The 19,112-nt window shown below is 65.1% G+C and carries 13 protein-coding genes; 7 read left to right on the top strand and 6 right to left on the bottom strand.

Annotated elements, in window-relative coordinates; translation table 11 throughout:
- Positions 1-2 precede the first annotated feature (2 nt).
- On the bottom strand, positions 3-773 hold the full coding sequence (locus tag ABLA28_RS05445) for an AAA family ATPase (protein ID WP_314716084.1): 771 nt from the start codon (positions 771-773) through the stop codon (positions 3-5).
- Positions 773-1,477: a 16S rRNA (guanine(527)-N(7))-methyltransferase RsmG gene (rsmG, locus tag ABLA28_RS05440; RefSeq protein ID WP_347712825.1), complete on the bottom strand. Its 705-nt coding sequence runs from the start codon at positions 1,475-1,477 to the stop codon at positions 773-775. Before rsmG ends, ABLA28_RS05445 begins: the two co-directional genes overlap by 1 nt.
- A 137-nt stretch (positions 1,478-1,614) precedes the next feature.
- Between rsmG and ABLA28_RS05435 the strand changes: the two genes are divergently transcribed.
- Entirely contained in the window at positions 1,615-2,346 is a 732-nt protein-coding gene (locus tag ABLA28_RS05435) for a DUF364 domain-containing protein (protein ID WP_347712824.1), read from the top strand.
- A 71-nt stretch (positions 2,347-2,417) separates the two neighbouring features.
- Here ABLA28_RS05435 and ABLA28_RS05430 read toward each other — a convergent pair whose 3' ends face one another.
- The 4 genes from ABLA28_RS05430 to ABLA28_RS05415 form a co-directional block, all read right to left on the bottom strand.
- Positions 2,418-3,347 (bottom strand): hypothetical protein, encoded by a 930-nt coding sequence (locus tag ABLA28_RS05430; protein WP_347712823.1) that lies wholly within the window; start codon positions 3,345-3,347, stop codon positions 2,418-2,420.
- Positions 3,340-3,822, bottom strand: a complete 483-nt coding sequence (locus ABLA28_RS05425) for a hypothetical protein (protein WP_347712822.1) — start codon at positions 3,820-3,822, stop codon at positions 3,340-3,342. Before ABLA28_RS05425 ends, ABLA28_RS05430 begins: the two co-directional genes overlap by 8 nt.
- Before the next feature lie 495 nt (positions 3,823-4,317).
- Positions 4,318-5,826 (bottom strand): Na+/H+ antiporter NhaC, encoded by a 1,509-nt coding sequence (nhaC, locus tag ABLA28_RS05420; protein ID WP_347712821.1) that lies wholly within the window; start codon positions 5,824-5,826, stop codon positions 4,318-4,320.
- A gap of 606 nt (positions 5,827-6,432) precedes the next feature.
- Positions 6,433-8,934 carry an excinuclease ABC subunit UvrA gene (locus tag ABLA28_RS05415; RefSeq protein ID WP_347712820.1) on the bottom strand — a complete coding sequence of 834 codons (2,502 nt, stop codon included), beginning with the start codon at positions 8,932-8,934 and terminating at the stop codon, positions 6,433-6,435.
- A gap of 434 nt (positions 8,935-9,368) precedes the next feature.
- Here ABLA28_RS05415 and ABLA28_RS05410 point away from each other — a divergent pair, with 434 nt between their 5' ends.
- The 6 genes from ABLA28_RS05410 to ABLA28_RS05385 all read left to right on the top strand — a co-directional run.
- Positions 9,369-10,442 (top strand): ABC transporter substrate-binding protein, encoded by a 1,074-nt coding sequence (locus tag ABLA28_RS05410; RefSeq protein WP_347712819.1) that lies wholly within the window; start codon positions 9,369-9,371, stop codon positions 10,440-10,442.
- Positions 10,439-11,452 carry an iron ABC transporter permease gene (locus tag ABLA28_RS05405; protein WP_347712818.1) on the top strand — a complete coding sequence of 338 codons (1,014 nt, stop codon included), beginning with the start codon at positions 10,439-10,441 and terminating at the stop codon, positions 11,450-11,452. The genes ABLA28_RS05410 and ABLA28_RS05405 overlap by 4 nt, the downstream gene beginning before the upstream one ends.
- On the top strand, positions 11,449-12,237 hold the full coding sequence (locus ABLA28_RS05400) for an ABC transporter ATP-binding protein (protein WP_347712817.1): 789 nt from the start codon (positions 11,449-11,451) through the stop codon (positions 12,235-12,237). The genes ABLA28_RS05405 and ABLA28_RS05400 overlap by 4 nt, the downstream gene beginning before the upstream one ends.
- Before the next feature lie 202 nt (positions 12,238-12,439).
- The gene (locus ABLA28_RS05395) at positions 12,440-16,600 is read left to right on the top strand and encodes a DEAD/DEAH box helicase (protein ID WP_347712816.1); all 4,161 of its coding nucleotides are present in this window, start codon (positions 12,440-12,442) and stop codon (positions 16,598-16,600) included.
- 455 nt (positions 16,601-17,055) lie between these two features.
- A complete protein-coding gene (locus ABLA28_RS05390) occupies positions 17,056-18,069 on the top strand; it encodes a bifunctional UDP-4-keto-pentose/UDP-xylose synthase (RefSeq protein ID WP_347712815.1) in 1,014 nt (337 codons plus the stop codon).
- Positions 18,066-19,112: phospholipid carrier-dependent glycosyltransferase (locus ABLA28_RS05385; RefSeq protein WP_347712814.1), on the top strand; the 1,047-nt coding region annotated here is incomplete at its 3' end. The genes ABLA28_RS05390 and ABLA28_RS05385, both read left to right, overlap by 4 nt.

Below are 19,112 nucleotides of genomic sequence, written 5' to 3'. Positions count from 1 at the left end.
GCCTAGGGCCTTTCGCTCAGCCATCTCTGGATCACCTCCCTGGCCAGGGATTCGTAGGCCTGAGCACCCGTGCTGTGCTCCTCATAATAGGCGATGGGAGCGCCGTAGCTCGGAGCCTCCGAGAGCTTCACGTTGCGGGGCACCACCGTGTCGAACACGACCCTGCCGAACTGCCGCCGCACCTCGTCCGCCACCTCGTTGGCCAGGCGCGTCCGGGAATCGTAGAGGGTGAGCAGGATCCCCGAGACCTCGAGCGATGGGTTCAGGGAATCTCGGACCAGGTCCACCGTGCGGACGAGCTGCCCCACCCCTTCCAGCGCGTAATACTCGCACTGGATGGGGACCAGCAGGCGGTCGCAGGCCGTCAGGGCGTTGAGAGTCAGGATGCCCAGGGACGGGGGGCAGTCGACGAGCACGACGTCGAACCCCTCGAGCTGTTCCAGCTGGCGCTTGAGCTTCGACTCCCGGCTTATGGTGCTGGCCAGCTCGATCTCCGCCCCGGCGAGGTCCAGCGACGACGGCAGAAGGGAGATGCCCTCCCACGCGGTGCCCAGGATCGCCTCCCGCATGGGGATGTCGCCCAACAGGACGTTGTAGAGGCTTTTGCTCAGGTTCGAGGCGTTGACCCCGAGCCCGCTGGTGCAGTTGGCCTGGGGATCCATGTCCACGGCCAAAACCGAGTAGCCGCAACGCCCCAGCTCGGCCGCCAAGTTGATGCAGGTGGTCGTCTTTCCCACGCCACCCTTCTGATTGGACACGACGATCGTCGGCATCACAGCCACCAGCCTTTCATCGAAGCCGCCCCCACGCGGCGCGGGTAGCCCGCGGGGCAGTGAGCGGCCTTCTCCCATATCACGAAGCAGCGGCTGCTCCCCTCCGGTCCGTAGGGACGGACGACGGGCTCCGCGAGCCCCAGCCGGCCCCAGCGCCCGCGGACCTCCCCGAGCTCCTCCCCGACCTTCGGGCCCTTGAAGGCAAGAAGACGGCCGCCCACGGCGACGAGCGGCGACAGGTACTCCGCCGCAACCCCGGCCCGGGCGAGGGCACGGGCCGCAGCCAGGGCGAAGGTCTCGCGCCGCGTCCGCGCCGTATCCTCGCTGCGCTGGCAGAGGAGCTCCACGTTCCGGAGCCCGAGGGCCCGGACGATCTCCCCGACGGCTCGGCACTTCTTGGCCACGCTGTCCAGCAGCACGACCCGCAGATCGGGCCGGCAGATCGCCCAGACCACGCCCGGCAGCCCTCCGCCGCTCCCGACGTCGACGACGGAGCCCGACGTGGGCAGCAGAGGAACGGACTCGAGACAGTCGCGGACATGCAGGTCGTAGAGCTCCTCCGTCCCCCGCGTCCCGGTCAGCCGGGCGGAGATGCAACCCGAGAGCAGCTCCGCGTAACGGTACAGCGGCTCATGCCACTGCCGCTCCAAGGGCTCCACCGCAGCTCCAGGCCCCTCGTCCTTCCTCAGGCGCTCCGCGTCCATCCGCACATCTCCCTCATTGTCCCTTTTCTCCATTTTAACATCGATTCAAGCGCCGCAGTGGCGCGCAAAAAAAAGCGGGAGAAGGTGATAAGATAGCGAAAAGGAAGATAACGAAAAGGCGGAGAGGGGGAATCCCATTGAGTTTCTTCGAGGACGTCGCAGCCGCTGTGCCCCGGGCGGGGGATTCCGCCGTCGTGCGCCTGATCATGGGGTGGCACGCCAGTTACGTCCTGGCCGAGGACGGGCGGTGGGGCGTCGGCTTTGTCCCCGACTCCACGAAAGAGGCCCACACGGCCCGACCGGCCCACACGGGGGAGCTCATCGGGACCGGACTGGCCCATCTGGCCCGGCTGCTCGTCTCCCCGTTCCCCCAGGAGTTCGCGGCGGCGACGGCGGCCTGCGCCGCGCTCTTCCCCTTTCCCAAGGGCGGCCTCCCCCTGGACCTCGTCATGACCTGCGCCCGGGGCGACCGGGTGGCCGTTCTGGGGTACGACCGGGACCTCCTCCCCTTCATGCACGACTGGGGCTGGCGCGTGGCCGTGTTCGACGACCGGGGAAGGGGGCCGGACTGCTTCCCCCAGGAGGATTTTCCGCGCGGCGCGGAGGAGGCGGAGTGGGTCTGGCTCACCCCCGAGTCCCTGCGCGACCGCTGGCTGTTCTCCGTAACGGAGACGCTCCGCAACAAAAAAGGCTGCTTCCTGCAGGGGCCCGGCCTGCCCGCGCTGAACGGGCTCTTCGCCCCCCTGGGCGTGACGCGCCTCGTCGTCCCCATCCCGGCGGGCACGCCCGACGCCGTGGAGGCGCATGTCTCCGCCGGGGGCAGCCCGTGGCACTGCGACGCCCTGGCCTGGCGGGTGCACATGGCGTGAGGGGCCGACCGTGGGGCAGAAAAACAGGGTTGAGGCCCGATACGCCCCACCTCAGGCAAATCTTGTTCCGTTCACAGCGCTGCAGAGTCGTCAGCCGTTACGTCGTCCAGGGACATCAAGGTGGACCGCGGTTGTCCCTGTCCCACCTGCATGACCTTCAGGGTCAGGATCACCGGGGTATGGAGCCATCGGCGATTCAAAATATCGGGGTCGCCGGCAGTCTCATCGATTTTTCCGCGGATCAGCCCCTCCTGATCGCGCAACAGGAATTCAAACGTTCTTCCCGCGGGGAGGACGCCTTGAAACTCTCCCCGGCAGCTTTCCTCTCGTTCCTGGATATTCTCGTCCCTCAGCCGGAAGGACGATTTCCTGAGCTGCTCGCAATTCTCATAGCGAAAGCTCCGGCTGCCGAACTCCAAACCGCACCAGGCCTGCTGCTGAACCAGAAGGTCAAGAAACTCGAACACTTTTTTAACGGCCCTGGGGTGGATCTCAGCGATCACCTCGGCAATATCGTCGTCGCTGCCCTCTGCCGAGAGCCGAAAAAGCTCTTCGATTTTTAGCATGGCTTCCCTGGCATTTTCACAATCGGGAAACAGCGTTTCCTGGCACATGGGAAGCGAAAATTCAAAGCCGAACGAGCCGACGGCGGTGCCGGTGAGCAACAGCTGATTGCGGTCCCGATTGGGGATCGGCCCCATAGCCTGCAGCCCCTCGGTCAACCCCGCTGCAATCGTGGCAAACGCGTCCGAAAAAGCCCCCACAGCCCTTGCCCCAAAGTCCGCGGTTATGCCGTGCTGGCCAAGGACCGGTCTTCCTCTGAAGGTGAGCCGGGCCTTGGGGACCTCGCTTTCCTGCGGCAAGCCGTCCAAAAGTTCCCTGGAGGCTTGCAGACGCGCCTCCAGGCTCATCCGCTCAATCACGTTTTCCTCAGGAATCGCACCGAGTAGTTCTTCCAACTCATGGATCTCGGAGACGACGGAAAGGCGCTGGTCATTCATGCCGCACACCTCCGTTTGCAGTCAAAATCTTTTGCGCAAGACCGTCTTGGGATGGGTCCAGGTCAACCTGGACAAACCCTTTCCAGAGGCTGTCACGACGATGCGACCACATACTGTACCAATAGGCGATGCGACGAATCTGGTACGCATCGACAGGGCCCCCCAACTCACAGAAGTAACCGTCAACGGCATAGGTCTTTTTCAGAAATCCGGGCTCAAAAAGCTGCGCAGCCTTTTGAGCCAGCGACTTTTGATTCTCCCCGCTCGGCATATCGAAAAACGTCACAACATCCAGATCTCGCGGAGGGCGGCATTCCAGAAGCTCAATCCGCTCCAAAAAACTGCCGTCCAACCACTGAAATCCGGAGACCATGCCCAGTTCATGTAATTTTTTGCGAAAGCACAGCAGACCACCCAAAATCGCTGTCCGTTCCGGGGACGCCGCAAACCGCTCTGTAAACTCCGTCAGAGTCACTCGATAAGGGGAGCGCCTTGGACTGCCACCCGATTCCCCCGGCCAGACTGGCGGCAGTACGCCGTTGCCGCCCCAATGAGGCAGATTTCCATCCGTAGTCAGCGTAGCAGCACCTCATGGTTGCCGTTAAAGTTTTATTCGACACTCTTACCCCCATATCGGGAGCCATAGGAAGCACTGATTTAGTCCACGTTTCCTTAGTGAAAATTGTAACGCATTACTGCAAGTTCGAGAACGGAAAATAACGGGAAAATACCGCACGTCTCCGCCGGGGGCAGCCCGTGGCACTGCGACGCCCTGGCCTGGCGGGTGCACATGGCGTGAGGGGCCGACCGCCGCCAGCACTCCAGCCTGCCTCAGGCCCCCTCGTCCGTCAAAAAACACGAATCATATACCCGCTTTCCGGACACAGCTCACGGCTTTCGCCCTCGGACCGCACGGAAAGAAAGTCAACCGGCCTCACCCAGCCGAAGCGTTTGTTTTCCGGTAATTCGTTCAGCAGCGCCCCGTCTCCGCCAGACGCTCCTTTTCCTCCTCCGTCATGCAGCGAATGTTCATTTTGAGGAAAGTCATCACGATGACGACGATGGGCATGGCCAGATTGAAAAAGCAATATTTGAAGTAGAGGGCCGTGGGAACGCCCAGGGCATTGGTCATGAAGGCACCGCACGTATTCCACGGGATCAGGGCGCCGGAGACGGTGCCCATGCTCTCCAGAGCGTTGGAGAGCTGCGACGGATGCAGCCCCTTTTCGCGGTAGGTCTGGGCATACATGCGTCCCGGGACCACGATGGAGATGTACTGCTCCGGCATGGTCATGTTGCTGAACAGGCACGTCGCCTCCGTGGCGGTGACGAGCCCGGTGTACGTCCTCACCTTCTTCAATATGGCTTTGACGACCGTCTCCAGCTGTCCCGTCTCCTCCATGATCCCGCCGAACATCATGGCGATGATCGTCAGGGAGATGGAGAAGAGCATTCCATCCAGGCCGCCTTTCGTGAAGAGCGTATCGACGGCCTCGACGCCCGTTTTACTGATGTAGCCGTAATGGGCACAACGCAGGATATCGCCTAGGGAGGCACCCTGATACAGAGGGGCCAAGACGGCCGAGGAAAGAATGCCGATGACGATTCCCGGTATGGCAGGCATCTTGAAGGCGACCAGGAGGACGACCAGGAACGGTGGGACCAGCAGAACGGGGCTGGCCCGAAACTGGGCGAGAATTCCGTCCCGTATGACCTGGATGCTCTCCAGGCTGGTCTCGGTGTTCCCATAATTTCGCCCCATATAGGCGAACAGGACGAGAGCGATAAGATAAGCCGCGGCCGTAGAGGGGATCATCGCCTTGACATGCGTGAAGACATCCGTTCCCGCCATGGCGGGGGCCAGGTTCGTCGTATCGGAGAGGGGGGACATCTTGTCGCCGAAGTATGCCCCGGAGATGATCGCCCCTGCCGCCAGAGGCAGCGGGATCTCGAGCCCCATCGCGATGCCCATGAGGGCAACGCCCATCGTCCCCGCAGTTCCCCAGGACGTCCCCGTCGCAACGGAGGTGATGGAGCAGATCAGAAGGGTTGCGGGCAGGAAAATTTTCGGCGAGATCAGGTCCAGACCATAGAGGATCATCGAGGGGACGACCCCCGAAACGATCCAGACGCCGATGAGCATCCCGATGATGGCCAGGATGATGATCGACTGCATCGCCTGAGAGATGCCCCGGATCATCGCCTTCTCGAGGGTGCTCCAACTGTAGCCCAGGCGCAATCCCATGACCGCGGCCGCCATCACGCCGAGAAACATGGGGATGTGCGGATCCAGCTTGAATTTGACGAGGCTGACGGACATCACGAAGATGAGGAAGCCAAAGGAAATTCCTGCATCCACAAGCGTGGCCTTGCGCACCCCTCCGGATTTCTCCGCCCTCAGGCTTCTCCCCCCGGAAAGTCCCGGCACCGCCGTCCCCCGCATCTCGAAAGCCTTCGTTCCTTTCGCAACTTCGTTCATGTGTCCCCCTCCTCGAACCGCTCTTCCCGGAGACGCTTCCGGCAGCTCCCCAATCGTGCCCGCCGCAGAACACCCGGGCTCACCTCGGAGCTTCCATTCCTGGACCTCCCATTCCTCGACGACAAGTCTCATGTCTCACGGCACAAAAGCTTAGTAAAATATAGTTCCCTATTGATTAATTTAATTAAAATTAGTTTATAATAACTCGACGGAGCTGTCAATCCGGCAGGGGCACCCAAAATTTTCAGCGTGCGGCAAAGAAAGGCCTCAAACGTTTTTTGCCGCGCCTAGCGGGTGCAAAATCAAAGTCAGCCTGGCTTATACAATCATGCGCTCAATCCCTCTTGAAACTGTCGCAACCTGTGAATTTGGGCTGTTGCATTTGGCTTGGCAATCTATATATTTCAGAAAAGGGTGAGGGGGTTATTCCCATATTGTGCAAAGTAAAGTCTCTCGGCCACTCTATAGAGGTAGCTAGTCGGAGTTTGGGGCTCAATCGTAAACTCAAGCAATATGTATTATAGTGGTCCCCAACTGGAGGACCCCTATATCTTTATGCGCTCTATGCAGATACTCGGGTTCCTGCGGGTCAGAGCCCCGTTTTTCTCACAGGAACCTTCCGGTTATGCTTGCCTCGCAATCCTTGATCTCGCGAGGCGTTCCGCGGGCCACGATTCTACCGCCGTCCTCCCCCCCGCCGGGCCCCATGTCGACGATGTAGTCCGCGCTGCGGATAACGTCCAGATCGTGTTCGATGACAATGACCGTCGCCCCGTTGTCCAGGAGCGCCCGGAACACGCCAAGCAGCGTCCGGACGTCCAGGGGATGCAGCCCGATCGTGGGCTCGTCGAAGACGAACAGGGAGTCGGACTGCGCCCTGCCCATCTCGCCCGCCAGCTTCAGCCTCTGGGCCTCTCCGCCGGAGAGGCCGGGCGTCTCCTCGCCAAGCGTCAAATACCCGAGGCCCAGGCTTTGCAGCACCCTCAGCTTCGGAAAGACGTTTTTCATATCCCGGCAGAAATCCAGGGCGGCATTCACGTCCATGTCCATAAGTTCCGGCAGAGAGCGGGCCTCGCCCGCCCTATTCGTGTGCCTCACGCCGTAGGCCGCCCTCGCGTACCGCGATCCCCGGCAGTCCGGGCAGGGAATGTCCACGTCCGGCAGAAACTGCACGTCGAGGCTGATCGATCCGGTGCCGTCGCACACGGGACAGCGCAGGTCCCCGGTGTTGTAGGAAAAATCTCCGGCCTTGAAGCCGCGCCGCCTCGCATCCTCCGTTCGGGCGTATATCCTGCGGAGCTCGTCGTGGAGGTTGGCGTAGGTCGCAACGGTGGAACGGATGTTGATCCCTATGGGCGCGGCATCGATCAGCTTGACGCGGCCGATCCCCGGGGCGTCGACCGCAAGCACGTGCTCCGGCAGCCTCCTCCCCTGCGTCGCCGCCTCCAGCGCCGGGACGAGGCTCTCGAGCACCATCGTCGTCTTGCCGGAGCCGGAGACGCCCGTCACGACCGTCAGCCTTCCCTTGGGCAGTTCGACCTCGAGCGGCTTTACGGTGTGTATCCGCGCGGTGGAGAGGCGTATCCGCCCCTCCTCGAACGTCCGGCCATCGGTGCGGCCCTCCCCTGCGAGACCGGCTGCCCCCGACAGAAAAGGGCCGATCTGCGAGTTCTCGTTCCCCACGATATCGTCGATCGTCCCCTCCGCGATCACCCGTCCGCCGTCGGCGCCCGCCTGCGGCCCCATCTCGATCAGCCAGTCCGCCTCCCTCAGGATCTGCGTATCGTGATCGACGAGCAGGACGGAGTTGCCGTCCGCCACCAGATCGTGCATGACGCCGTTCAGGCCCACGATGTTCGACGGGTGCAGCCCGACGGACGGCTCGTCGAGGACGTACAGCACGCCCGTCGTCCTGTTCCGCACCGCGCGGGCAAGCTGCATCCTCTGGCGCTCCCCCGTGGAGAGCGTGGAGGCCGCCCGGTCGAGGGACAGGTAGGAGAGCCCCAGGTCCCTCAAGCGCCTTGCCACGGTGTGGAACGACTCGCAGATGCTGTCCGCCATGGGCCGCATCTCCTCCGGCAGCGAGCCGGGGACGCCGTTCACCCATTCGACGAGCTCCGACAGGGGCAGCCGGCAGACCCCGTCGAGGGAGACGCCGCGCAGCCTCGGTGCCCTCGCGGCCTCCGACAGGCGCGTTCCGCCGCACTCGGGGCAGACGGCCTCCTTCAGAAACTTCTCCACCCGCTTCATGCCCTTTTCGTCCTTCACCTTCGCGAGCGCGTTTTCGACGGTGTAGACGGCGTTGTAGTAGGTGAAGTCCATCTCCCCCGCCACGTTGGAGCTCTTCGCCTTGTACAGGATATGCTTCTTCTCGGCGGGGCCGTGGTAGACGATGTCCTTCTCCCCGTCCGTCAGGTCCCTGAAGGGCACGTCCGTTCTCACGCCCATCGCCCGGCAGACGTCCGTCATGAGGGACCACATCAGGCTGTTCCAGGGGGCCACCGCACCCTCGTCGATGGTCAGGGATTCGTCGGGGACAAGGGTGGATTCGTCGACGGTCCGCACCGTCCCCGTTCCGCCGCAGCTTCTGCAGGCCCCCTGGCTGTTGAAGGCCAGTTCCTCGGCCGAGGGCGCATAAAAACGCTCGCCGCAAGTCGGGCACGTCAGCTCCCGCTCCGCCGCGACGGCCAGGGTCGGCTCCAGGCGGTGGCCGTTGGGACACACGTGGTTCGCAAGGCGGGAGAACATCAGGCGGATGCCGTTCAGCAGCTCCGTCCCCGTGCCGAAGGTGGAACGGATGCCGGGGACGCCCGGCCTTTGATGCAGGGCCAGGGACGCCGGGACGTAAAGGACCTCGTCCACGTCCGCCTTTGCCGCCTGCGTCATCCTCCTCCTCGTGTAGGCGGACAGGGCGTCCAGATAGCGCCGGGAGCCCTCCGCGTACAGGACGCCGAGGGCCAGCGAGGACTTGCCGGACCCCGACACCCCGGCTATCCCTACAATTTTATTCAGCGGAACATCCACGTCGATGTTCTTCAGGTTGTGCACCCGCGCGCCGCGGACCTGGATTTTTTGGGGCGCCCCCCTGTCGTCTCTCATGGCAGTCATCCTCTCATCCTCGTCTCCCCGCCGACGAAAAGTCCTGGCCTTTCCTGCCCCCCTGGACATCGTGATGCGGGGAGGTCCGAAACCCCTTACGAACGCCTGGCCGGCTGAAGTACCCACAGATTTTCTCACCAGGGATCGAGCCGCCGGTTGCCGGGAGGTTCGCGAGGCCTGCTCCAATTATAGGAAACCCGCATTGACAACTCAACTTCCGCAGCAAACCCCGATGCGAGGGGCTTCATCAGGAAGGCCTCATGGAGCGAATCGATATTTTTCCAAAGCGAATGATTTTTTGAAAGAATACGGTTACAATAGGGGCGGCCCCAAGAGGGGGAGTCCCCACGAATGGGCGATCCGCCGCTCGCCGCCTCGGGATCGGGCCCCGGAGCGGCAGGCGCCGCAGAGGTGGAGTTCGTGTCAAAAGGGGTTTATATCGAATGAAAGAGGTGTTCGAGGTGAAGCAAGTCCGGTTGTTTTCCTCCGCGTTGATTCTCGGGATATTCCTGGCGTTTTTGGGCGTCTCGCCGCTTTTCGCGGCCGAGGAGACGCGCCGCATCGTGGATATGGGGGGAACCGAGGTCGTCCTGCCCAAGGACGTCAAGACCGTGATCGACCTGTGGCACGCCAACAACCAGGTGGTCCTCCTCCTGGGCGGGGCGGACAAGCTCGTCGGGACGACGTCGATCATCAAGGAGCTGCCGTGGTTCGCCCAGGTCTATCCCAGGATCGGGGAGATCAAGCCCTACGCGATATCCTCGGGCTCCGGGAACTTCAACACCGAGGAGGTACTGAAGGCGAACGCCGACGTGGTCATCACCTCCAGTGCCAAGGATGCCGAGGTGCTGCGCAATGCCGGCGTCACGACGGTCCTGGTGACCTTCCGCGACTTCGAGGGGCTCAAGGAGACCGTGCGCGTCACGGCCCGGACCCTGGGCGGCGACGCGGAGGAGAGGGCGGAGGCGTTCATCCGCTACTTCGACGGGAACCTCAAGCTGATCGGGGAACGGCTCGCCGGCCTGAAGGACTCGGACCGGCCGAAGGTCTATCAGATCCGCGGCTCGAACCCCCTTGAGACCGACGGCAGGGTCAGCATCTGCACCGAGTGGATCGAGGCGGCGGGGGGCATCAACGCCATCGCCCACATCACGGACAAGAACCAGGGTTCCGTCACGATGGAGGAGCTCCTGAACGCCGACCCCGACACCATCATCGTCGCAACCCGCAAGGCCGGACCCGTCATCGAGCAGCTCCGCAAGGCCCCCGAGTGGTCGGCGCTCCGGGCCGTCCGGGAGGGCAGGATCTATCCCAACCCGGTGGGGACCTTCCTCTGGAGCCGCTACAGCTGCGAGGAGGCCCTGCAGGTCCTCTGGGTCGCCCAGCTGCTGCACCCCGACAAATTCAAGGACGTCGATATGAACGCGGAGGTTCGAAAGTTCTACAAGACTTTCTACGACTACGACATGACGGAGGACGAGGCGCGGCGGATGCTCGCGGGACTCGACCCTCAATGACGCGGAACGGAAAGGTTCCGGCCCTCGCGATCCTCGCGGTGCTCACCGCGGCGGCGGGGGTGGGAGCCCTCTGCGCCGGGCGCTATGTCGTCAGCGTCCGGGACGTGTTCCGGGTGATCGTCTCCAGGTGGGTTCCGATGGAGCCCACCTGGGGCCCGACCGTCGAGAAGGTGGTCCTTCTGATCCGTCTGCCCCGCCTCGCGGCGGCCCTCCTCGTCGGGAGCTGCCTCGCGGTCTCCGGGGCGACCTATCAGAGCATCTTCAAGAATCAGCTTGCGGCCCCCGAGCTGCTCGGGGTCTTCCAGGGCTCCTGCGTCGGGGCCGCCGCCGCCATCCTCCTCGGGGCGGGGTCGTTCTTCGTGCAGGCCTCGGCCCTGTGCGGCGGCATTCTGTCCGTGGTCGTCGCGACCCTCATCACGCGCTTCTTCAGGAGCGATTCGAGCGCCATCCTGGTCCTGTCCGGGGTGATCGTTTCCGGCGTCATGCGCTCCGTGCTCGGGATGCTGAAGTACGCCATGGACACGGAGACGCAGCTTCCCTCGATAACCTACTGGGAGCTGGGAAGCCTTTCCGACATGACCTTTCAGAAGCTCCTTCCGGTCCTTCCGGGCATGGCCGTCGCCATGGCGGTGCTGTTCGCCATGCGCTGGCAGTTCAACCTGCTCTCGCTGGGCGACGGCGAGGCCCGCTCCCTGGGCGTCAACGTCGCGGCGGTGCGCGGGGTCACCGTGGCCTGCGCCACGATGCTGACGAGCTGCGCGGTCTGCCTGTCGGGGACCATCGCCTGGGTCGGGCTGGTGATCCCCTACTTCGGAAGGCTCGTTGCCGGCCCCGACAGCGTAAGGCTGACGCCGATCGCGGCCCTCATGGGGGCCCTTTTCCTGATCGTCGTCGATACCGCCGCGCGCTCCCTCGCGGGGGTGGAGATCCCCCTGAGCATCCTCACGGGGCTCGTCGGAGCCCCCATCTTCGTCACCATGCTGTACCGGCAGAGGCGGAGCGTGAAATGAGCGTGCTGGAGGTCCGGGAAGCATCGTTCGCCTACGGCCGGCGCGAGGTCTTTCACGACGTCTCGTTCTCCCTTCGTCAGGGGCAGGTCCTGTCCGTCATCGGCCCCAACGGGTCCGGGAAATCGACGCTCCTCAACTGCCTCGCGGGCCTGCTGAGGCCGCGGACGGGGGAGATTTTTCTGGACGGCAGGTCCCAGAGGGCGCTGCGCGCCCGGGATATCGCAAAGATCGTGGGCTACGTCCCGCAGAACCAGGCGTTCGTGTACGGCTACACCGTGCGCGACTTCGTGGTGATGGGGAGGGCCCCGTACATCGGGGTTCTGGCGAAGCCGGGCAGGCGGGACTACGAGATGGCCGACGCCGCCATCGAGGCCATGGGCATCGCACACCTCTCCGGCAGCCCCTGCACGGAGATCAGCGGAGGGGAACGGCAGCAGGCCTCCATTGCCCGGGTCATGGTCCAGAGCCCCCGCGTCGTCATGATGGACGAGCCGACCTCCGCGCTCGACTTCGGGAACCAGATGCGCGTCATCGGGATGATCCGGAGGCTCGCCTCGGAGGGATACGCGGTCATCATGACCACGCACACGCCGGACCACGCGATCATGCTGAACGACACGGTGGCCCTGCTCGACCGTTCCGGCGCCCTGAGGGTGGGCGGCACGGACGAGATCCTGCGGGAGGACCTGCTGAGCGAGGTCTACCGCACAAACGTCAGGATGGTCTACGTGAAGGAGGTCGACAGGATGGCCTGCCTCGCCTCGAACCCGGACGCCCGGCCCTGACCCGGTTCCACGCAAAAAAAACTCCGGCCAAAAGCCTACCCCTATCATCATCGAGCCCATCCGCCTCGAGGCGGATGGGCCTTTCATATCCGCCGATATCCGCCTTTCACGGTCGGCACGCCATCATCTATAATAAAAGGCCGAAGGCGGCGGAAGCGCCGCGAGGTTTTTCAGACAAATTTAGAAATAAAGGGTGTTGCGCGTGTTTGACGAGGAAAAGCGCTCCCGGCTGCTGGAGTCCTACAGGACCCTCCCGGACCTGGAACGGAAGCTCTGCCGCTTCCTGGCCGTGCTCTACGTCCCCGTTGCTGTGAGCAATCTGATGAAGTGCCTCAACGCGTCCGCCATTTACACGCCCCTGGGGATTCAGTGGGGCGTCAAAGTCTCCATCCTCCCCTTCCTGGAGCGTTGGCGGGACACGGGGCTGACCGATACCATACCGGTTCGGAACACGGTGTACTGGTACCTCGACCGCCTGCTGGCCGAGCCCCTCGCCCGGGAGGCCCTGGCCCTCGGGGAGTTCCGGACCTTCGATCGGGCCATCGACGAGACGATGGGCTTTTCCCGCGAGGAGGCCGGCCATTTCTACATGCCCTCCCTGTCCCACGTTTATCGATCCTACCGGAACGCCATCTACGAGGGCGACGCCGGACGCTACCGAGGTCTCATCGGTCGAGAATACGGGGCCATGGGGGATTGCTACGGGCTGGACCACCCCTGCAATCCCCTGACGGACATCGCGGCGAACCCGCTGGACGTGGACTTCCTGATGGGGCTGGAGCCCGCGGTCGGTGAGCACGTGTTTTTCGGGCTCCTCCACAACACGATGGGGGAACCGGAGGTCTACCGCAGGGTGGCGGACGCCTTCTTCGCCTACTGCCGGGGGAGGGAGATCCCCCCGAGGATGAGGTTCCGCTTTGCCGAGCGCCTGTTCATGCACGGGAGGGCGGAGGAGGCCCAGGCCGTGCTCTCGGGGCAGGAGGACCCCGATGCCTACGCCCTCAGGGCTTTTATCGCCTTCACCGAGCGCGGCGACGAAGCGGAGGTGATCGCGATCTACGAGGCCGGCCTGAAGGTGCTTCGCGGGCTCACGGGCAAGCGTTTGGCCGCCTTCGTGTCCTGGCCGTCCATCCTCTATCCGGTGCTCCTCTTCAAGGCGGGGGGGGCGCGGAAGAAGGTCGCTTCCTATATCAAAAAGGGCTACGAATGGTCCGAGGGCAACATGGAGGTGATCCTGTCCCTGCTGTGGAGGGCCCTGTCCTTAGGTAAGGAGGGGACCGACGAGTACGATAACTCGCTTCTGGACACGCCGTATGTCGAGGATCCAAGGCACGCCTGGAGCCCGATCTCGTTCTTCGCCCTGCTCTTCTCCCACTGGACCCTTCCCGTGGAGGAGGACCGCGCGCTGGCCGATACCGCGGGGACGGTGGCCAGCCTCCTGGGCGACCTGGGCCTGGACTACTTCAGGCGGGAACTGCTGGAGATCTACGGGGGAGAGGGCGAACGGCCCGGGATGCCCCATCCGTTGGGGGCGCTTCTGGGGAAGGAGGACGAATGGGAGCGCTCCCTCTCCGAGCTGCAGGGAATCGGCGGCTCGCCCGAGCGTGCCCGGACGAGTTCGAACCGACGCCTGGTCTGGGAGATCGACTGGAACGTCTCCAAGGGCAGGGTCCGTGCCCTGACCGTGACGCCCGTGGAGCAGACGCTCCAGAAGAGGGGCTGGAGCAAGGGCCGGCACGTCGCCCTGAGGCGCCTTTACCGTAAGGCGGACACGGTCCTGAGCCTGACGGACCAGGACCACCGCGTCGCGTCGGCGATCCGCGAGTCGCGCGACTTCTACGGCACGGAATACTTCCTGGACGTGCCCCAGGCGGTCTTCGCCCTGGCAGGACACCCGCTCCTGGTCCGCGCGGGCACGGGGGAGCGGGTCGAGGTGTTCCAGGACGAGCCGCGCCTCTCGGTACGGGACGCCGGGGAGGGGTACGAGCTGAGGGTCGCACCCTTCCCCGACCCGGACGCGCCGACGTCCTTCGCCTTCTCCCCGGACGGGCCCAACCGGCTGCGGGCGACGCGCTTCGAGGACCGGCACCTCCGCATGGCGCAGATCGTGGGCCGATCCGGGCTGAAGCTCCCCAAGACGGCCCGGGACGCGCTGCTGAGGACCCTGGGCAGCCTGGCCTCCGTCGTGACGATCCACTCCGACCTCGAGGGGCTGGAGACGGATGCCCAGACGGTGAAGGCCGACGGCAGGCTCTGCGTTCAGATTCAGCCCGCGCAGGACGGTCTGGACGTGGACGCCGTCGTGCGCCCCCTGGGGCCCGGGAGCGCTCCGTGCCGGCCGGGCCGCGGAGGGGCCAACCTCTTCGGTTCCCAGGACGGACGGCGCGTGCAGGCGCAGCGCGACCTGGGGGAGGAGCGGGAGGGGCTGCGGCTGTTGCGGGAGCGGTGCCCCGCCCTGGCGGAGGGGGAGCAGGCGGCGGACGAGAAGTGGCGGCTGCCGGACGCCGAGCTGGCCCTGGAGTTCCTGGTGCAGCTCGGGGAGATGGGGGACGCCGTGACGGTGGAGTGGCCCAAGGGCCAGAGCATGAGGGTCGCCGCCGTCGTCTCGGATGGGAGCCTGAACGTCTCCGTGCGCGAGGCCGGGGACTGGTTCGGGGTCTCGGGGGAACTCCGCGTCCGGGAGGACCTGGTGCTGAACATGAGGGCCCTCCTGGAGCGGATGAAGTCCGGGCTCGGGCGCTTCATCCCGCTGGGCGATGGGGAGTTCCTCGCCCTGACGCGGGAGTTCCGCCGCAGGCTGGAGGCCCTGGGATCGCTCGGCGACGCGAGGGGGGAGGAGATCCGCGTCGCGCCGCTGGCCGCAGGACTGGCCGCGGAGCTGGTCGAGGGGGCCGGCCGCGTCGATGCCGGGCCCGAATGGCGGGCGCTGCTCGACCGCGTCGCGGAGGCGGAGCGCATCGTCCCGGTCCTGCCCCCCACCTTCCGGGGGGAGCTCCGGGAGTATCAGGCGGAGGGGTTCGCGTGGCTCTCGCGCCTGGCCCACTGGGGGGCCGGCGCCTGCCTGGCGGACGACATGGGCCTGGGCAAGACGATCCAGACGCTGGCCCTGCTGGTAGCCCGGGGGGCGGAGGGGCCCGCCCTGGTGGTCGCCCCCACGTCGGTCTGCGCCAACTGGCTGGCGGAGTCCGCGCGCTTCGCCCCGACCCTGAACGTCCTGGAGCTGCGCCACGGCGACCGGGAGCGGATGCTCGCGGAGCTGGGCCCGATGGACCTCGTCGTCACGAGCTACGGCATCCTCCAGAACGAGGTGGAGCGCTTCGCGGAGGTGCGGTGGAGCACCGTCGTCCTGGACGAGGCGCAGGCGATCAAGAACATGGGGACGAAGCGGTCCGGCGCGGTGATGAAGCTGAACGCGGCCTTCCGGGTGGCGACGACGGGCACCCCCGTGGAGAACCGCCTGAGCGAGCTGTGGAGCCTCTTCCGATTCCTGAACCCGCACTACCTGGGCTCGTTCGAGAGCTTCAACCGCCGCTTCGCGGTCCCCATCGAGCGGGACGGCGACCGCGGGGCCCGTCAGCGCCTCAGGAGGATGATCCAGCCCTTCATCCTGCGCCGGACCAAGGAGCAGGTCCTGGAGGAGCTGCCCTCCAAGACGGAGATCACCCTGAGGGTGGAGATGCGGGAGGAGGAGTTCGCCTTCTACGAGGCCCTGCGCCGGGCGGCCGTGGACACGTTTGCGGACGGGGGCGCGGCCGAGGACCGCCGGCTCCGGATATTCGCGGAGCTGATGAAGCTGCGCCGGGCCTGCTGCAACGCCTCGCTGGTGGAGCCGGGGCTGCGTCTGCCCTCGGCCAAGCAGGAGGCGTTTCTGGATATCCTCGCGGAGCTGCGCTCGGGCGGGCACAAGGCGCTGGTGTTCAGCCAGTTCGTCGGGCACCTCGCGATCCTGAGGGACTGCCTGGAGCGGGAGGGGGTGCCCTACCAGTACCTGGACGGGGCGACGCCGCCCGACGAGAGGCGTCGGCGCGTCGCGGCGTTCCAGGCCGGCGAGGGGGACTGTTTTCTGATCAGCCTCAAGGCGGGCGGGACCGGCCTGAACCTGACGGCGGCGGACTACGTCGTCCACATGGACCCGTGGTGGAACCCCGCGGTGGAGGAGCAGGCCTCGGACCGGGCGCACCGCATCGGGCAGGAGCGGCCGGTCACGGTCTACCGCATCGTGGCGAAGAACACCGTCGAGGAACGGATCGTCGACCTGCACGCCTGGAAGCGGGACCTGGCCGAGAGCCTGCTGGAGGAGTCGGACGCGGCGGTCAGGCTGTCGGCCGAGGAGATGCTGGCCCTGATTCGGGAGACGCGCTGAGGACGGAAAAGGACGCCGCGTCCGGGTACTGCGGCGTGCTGTATAATGGAAGCGCTGATTAAAACAAAATCGCATATTTTCCAAAAAGTAAATATGCAGGACATCTATAGGCAAAAGTCTACAGCGCTTCCTTAAAAATTAACATGGGGGCTTTGCCCCCTGGTGAAGAAACTAAGCGACCGACACGGCTCGCTCCACTCGCCGGTCGTCTGCTTAATGCCCCCACGCCGCTATCGTGAGACTGACCGGCCCGCAAGCGAAGCGAGTGGCTGCCGGAAGGCTCCCCTCTGGGGATAGCGGCGGCCCCGGCAAGCTTCCTCTTCAAAACAGGCAAGCTGGGGTACCACCGGGGTGCTGCATGGATTAAATTAGCGTTTCCATAATGTCTCGTAAAATGCGCCGCGGGCGCAGGCGCTCGAATGTTCCGGCTCGAATGCTTTGGAGGTTGAGCGGTAATGCGGATACTTTTGCTGGGGGCGAACGGCTTCATCGGGAGCCACCTGACCGAAAAAATTCTGGACGCCTCGGACGACGAGGTCGTCGCGTTCGACATAAAGGGAGATAACCTGGAGTGCTTCTCCGGGCGGGAACGGTTTTCGTTCCGCCGAGGCGACATCTTCGTGGACGACGCGTGGCTGGAGGAGCAGGTGGCGGCCTGTGACGTCGTCCTGCCGTTCGCGGGGGTGGCGAAGCCCGCCTACTACCTCAGCCACCCGCTCTGGACCTTCGAGCTGGACTTCGAGCAGAACCTCAAGATCGTCCGGCTCTGCGTGAAGCACGGCAAGCGCGTGGTCTTCCCCTCGACCTCCGAGGTCTACGGGCTGTCCAGCGACAACCTGCTTCTGGAGGACGAGAGCCCCCTGATCGTGGGGCCCATCGGCAGGATGCGCTGGATCTACAGCTGCGGCAAGCAGATGCTCGACCGCGTCATTGCGGCCTACGGGCAGGAGCGGGGGCTGCGCTACACGATATTCCGCCCGTTCAACTGGGTCGGGCCCCGGCTGGACACCCTGGAGGACGCGCGCGAGCGCCGGGCCCGCTCCATCACGCAGATCGTCCACGACATCCTGTACCGCGGCGAGGTGACGCTCGTCGGCGGGGGGGAGCAGCGCCGCAGCTTCACCTGGATCGGCGACGGGACGGACGCCCTCGCCGCCATCCTGCGCAACGAGGGCGGGCGCGCCGACGGGCAGATCTTCAACATCGGCAACCCGTCCAACAACGTCTCGATCCGCGAGCTGGCGGAGACGATCCTCGGCACGATGCGGGAGATGCCCCGCTTCGCGGGCCGGACGGACGGGGTCCGGGTCGTCTCCGTTCCGGCGGAGAGCTACTACCGCAACGGGTACGACGACATGCGCAACCGCGTGCCCTGCGTGGACAAGATACGGGACCTGCTGGGGTGGACCCCCAGGGTCTCCCTGAAGGAGTCCGTCCGCAGGACCCTGGAGGGCTTCGAGGAACGATGACGGCTCCGGATGGGCGGCGCTTGTGGGCCCTTTCGGTCCCGATAGCGCTGCTGGTATTGTGCGTGTACTTCTGGAACCTGGGCTCCTACGGCCTGATCGATCCCGACGAGGGACGCTACTCGGAGATCCCGCGCGAGATGCTCGAGTCCGGGGATTTCGTGACCCCCAGGCTCAACTACGCCAAGTACTTCGAGAAGCCCGTGCTGCACTACTGGCTGACCGCGGGAGCCTTTTCCCTCCTGGGGCAGAGCGAGTTCGCCGCGCGGCTGGTCCCGGCGCTCTGCGGGCTGGGCGGGTGCCTGCTGACGTTTCTCCTCGCCCGGAGGATGACGGGCAGCGCCCGGGCCGGGGGATACTCCGCCCTGGTCCTGGCGGGGACCCTGCTGTGGTTCGGCGTGTCCCGCCTCAACATCATCGACATGACGCTGTCGTTCTTCTTCACGGCGGCGCTGTTCGGCTACGGGATGTGGCTCGCGGACGGGGAACGGCCCCGAGGGGGCCTGTGGCTGCTCCTCTTCTACGCGGGAATGGCCCTGGCGACCCTCTCCAAGGGGCTGGTCGGCGTGGTACTCCCCGGGGGGATCGCCGTCCTGCACCTGCTCTTCGCCCGGCGCTGGCGGGACCTGCCGAGGATATTTCCCCTCCTGGGGATCGCCCTCTACTTCGCGCTCACGGTGCCGTGGTTCTGGGCGGTTTGCCGCGCCAACCCCGACTTCTTCGACTTCTTCTTCGTCCGGGAGCATCTGCTGCGGTACCTGACCAGTGTGCACGACCGCCACCAGCCGTTCTGGTTCTTCGTCCCCGTCCTCCTGGCCGCCCTCGTCCCCTGGACGGGGATGCTGCTGGAGGCCCTGCACGCCGCGCGCGGGAAGTGGGGGCTGCTCTCCCGCTTCTTCGGGCTCTTCCTGGGGGTCTGGTTCGCGGCCCCGTTCCTCTTCTTCTCGCTCTCGAGCTCCAAGCTGATCCCCTACATCGCGCCCTGCATGCCGCCGCTGGCGATCCTGATCGGGACGGCGCTCGAGGTCCTAAGCCGGGGCCATGCC

It is taken from the genome of uncultured Fretibacterium sp. (genome assembly GCF_963544685.1).
Taxonomy (GTDB): domain Bacteria; phylum Synergistota; class Synergistia; order Synergistales; family Aminobacteriaceae; genus CAJPSE01.
The sequence above is the reverse complement of the archived record's forward strand: the minus strand, read 5'-3'. Positions and strand labels throughout refer to the sequence as shown.

Bases quoted from the DNA above. Each gene is read 5' to 3' on its own strand.
- ABLA28_RS05415 (WP_347712820.1), bottom strand. From the start codon at position 8,934: ATGACTGCCATGAGAGACGACAGGGGGGCGCCCCAAAAAATCCAGGTC.
- ABLA28_RS05405 (WP_347712818.1), top strand. From the start codon at position 10,439: ATGACGCGGAACGGAAAGGTTCCGGCCCTCGCGATCCTCGCGGTGCTC.
- ABLA28_RS05390 (WP_347712815.1), top strand. From the start codon at position 17,056: ATGCGGATACTTTTGCTGGGGGCGAACGGCTTCATCGGGAGCCACCTG.
- ABLA28_RS05430 (WP_347712823.1), bottom strand. From the start codon at position 3,347: ATGAATGACCAGCGCCTTTCCGTCGTCTCCGAGATCCATGAGTTGGAA.
- ABLA28_RS05400 (WP_347712817.1), top strand. From the start codon at position 11,449: ATGAGCGTGCTGGAGGTCCGGGAAGCATCGTTCGCCTACGGCCGGCGC.
- rsmG (WP_347712825.1), bottom strand. From the start codon at position 1,477: ATGGACGCGGAGCGCCTGAGGAAGGACGAGGGGCCTGGAGCTGCGGTG.
- nhaC (WP_347712821.1), bottom strand. From the start codon at position 5,826: ATGAACGAAGTTGCGAAAGGAACGAAGGCTTTCGAGATGCGGGGGACG.
- ABLA28_RS05410 (WP_347712819.1), top strand. From the start codon at position 9,369: ATGAAAGAGGTGTTCGAGGTGAAGCAAGTCCGGTTGTTTTCCTCCGCG.
- ABLA28_RS05445 (WP_314716084.1), bottom strand. From the start codon at position 773: ATGCCGACGATCGTCGTGTCCAATCAGAAGGGTGGCGTGGGAAAGACG.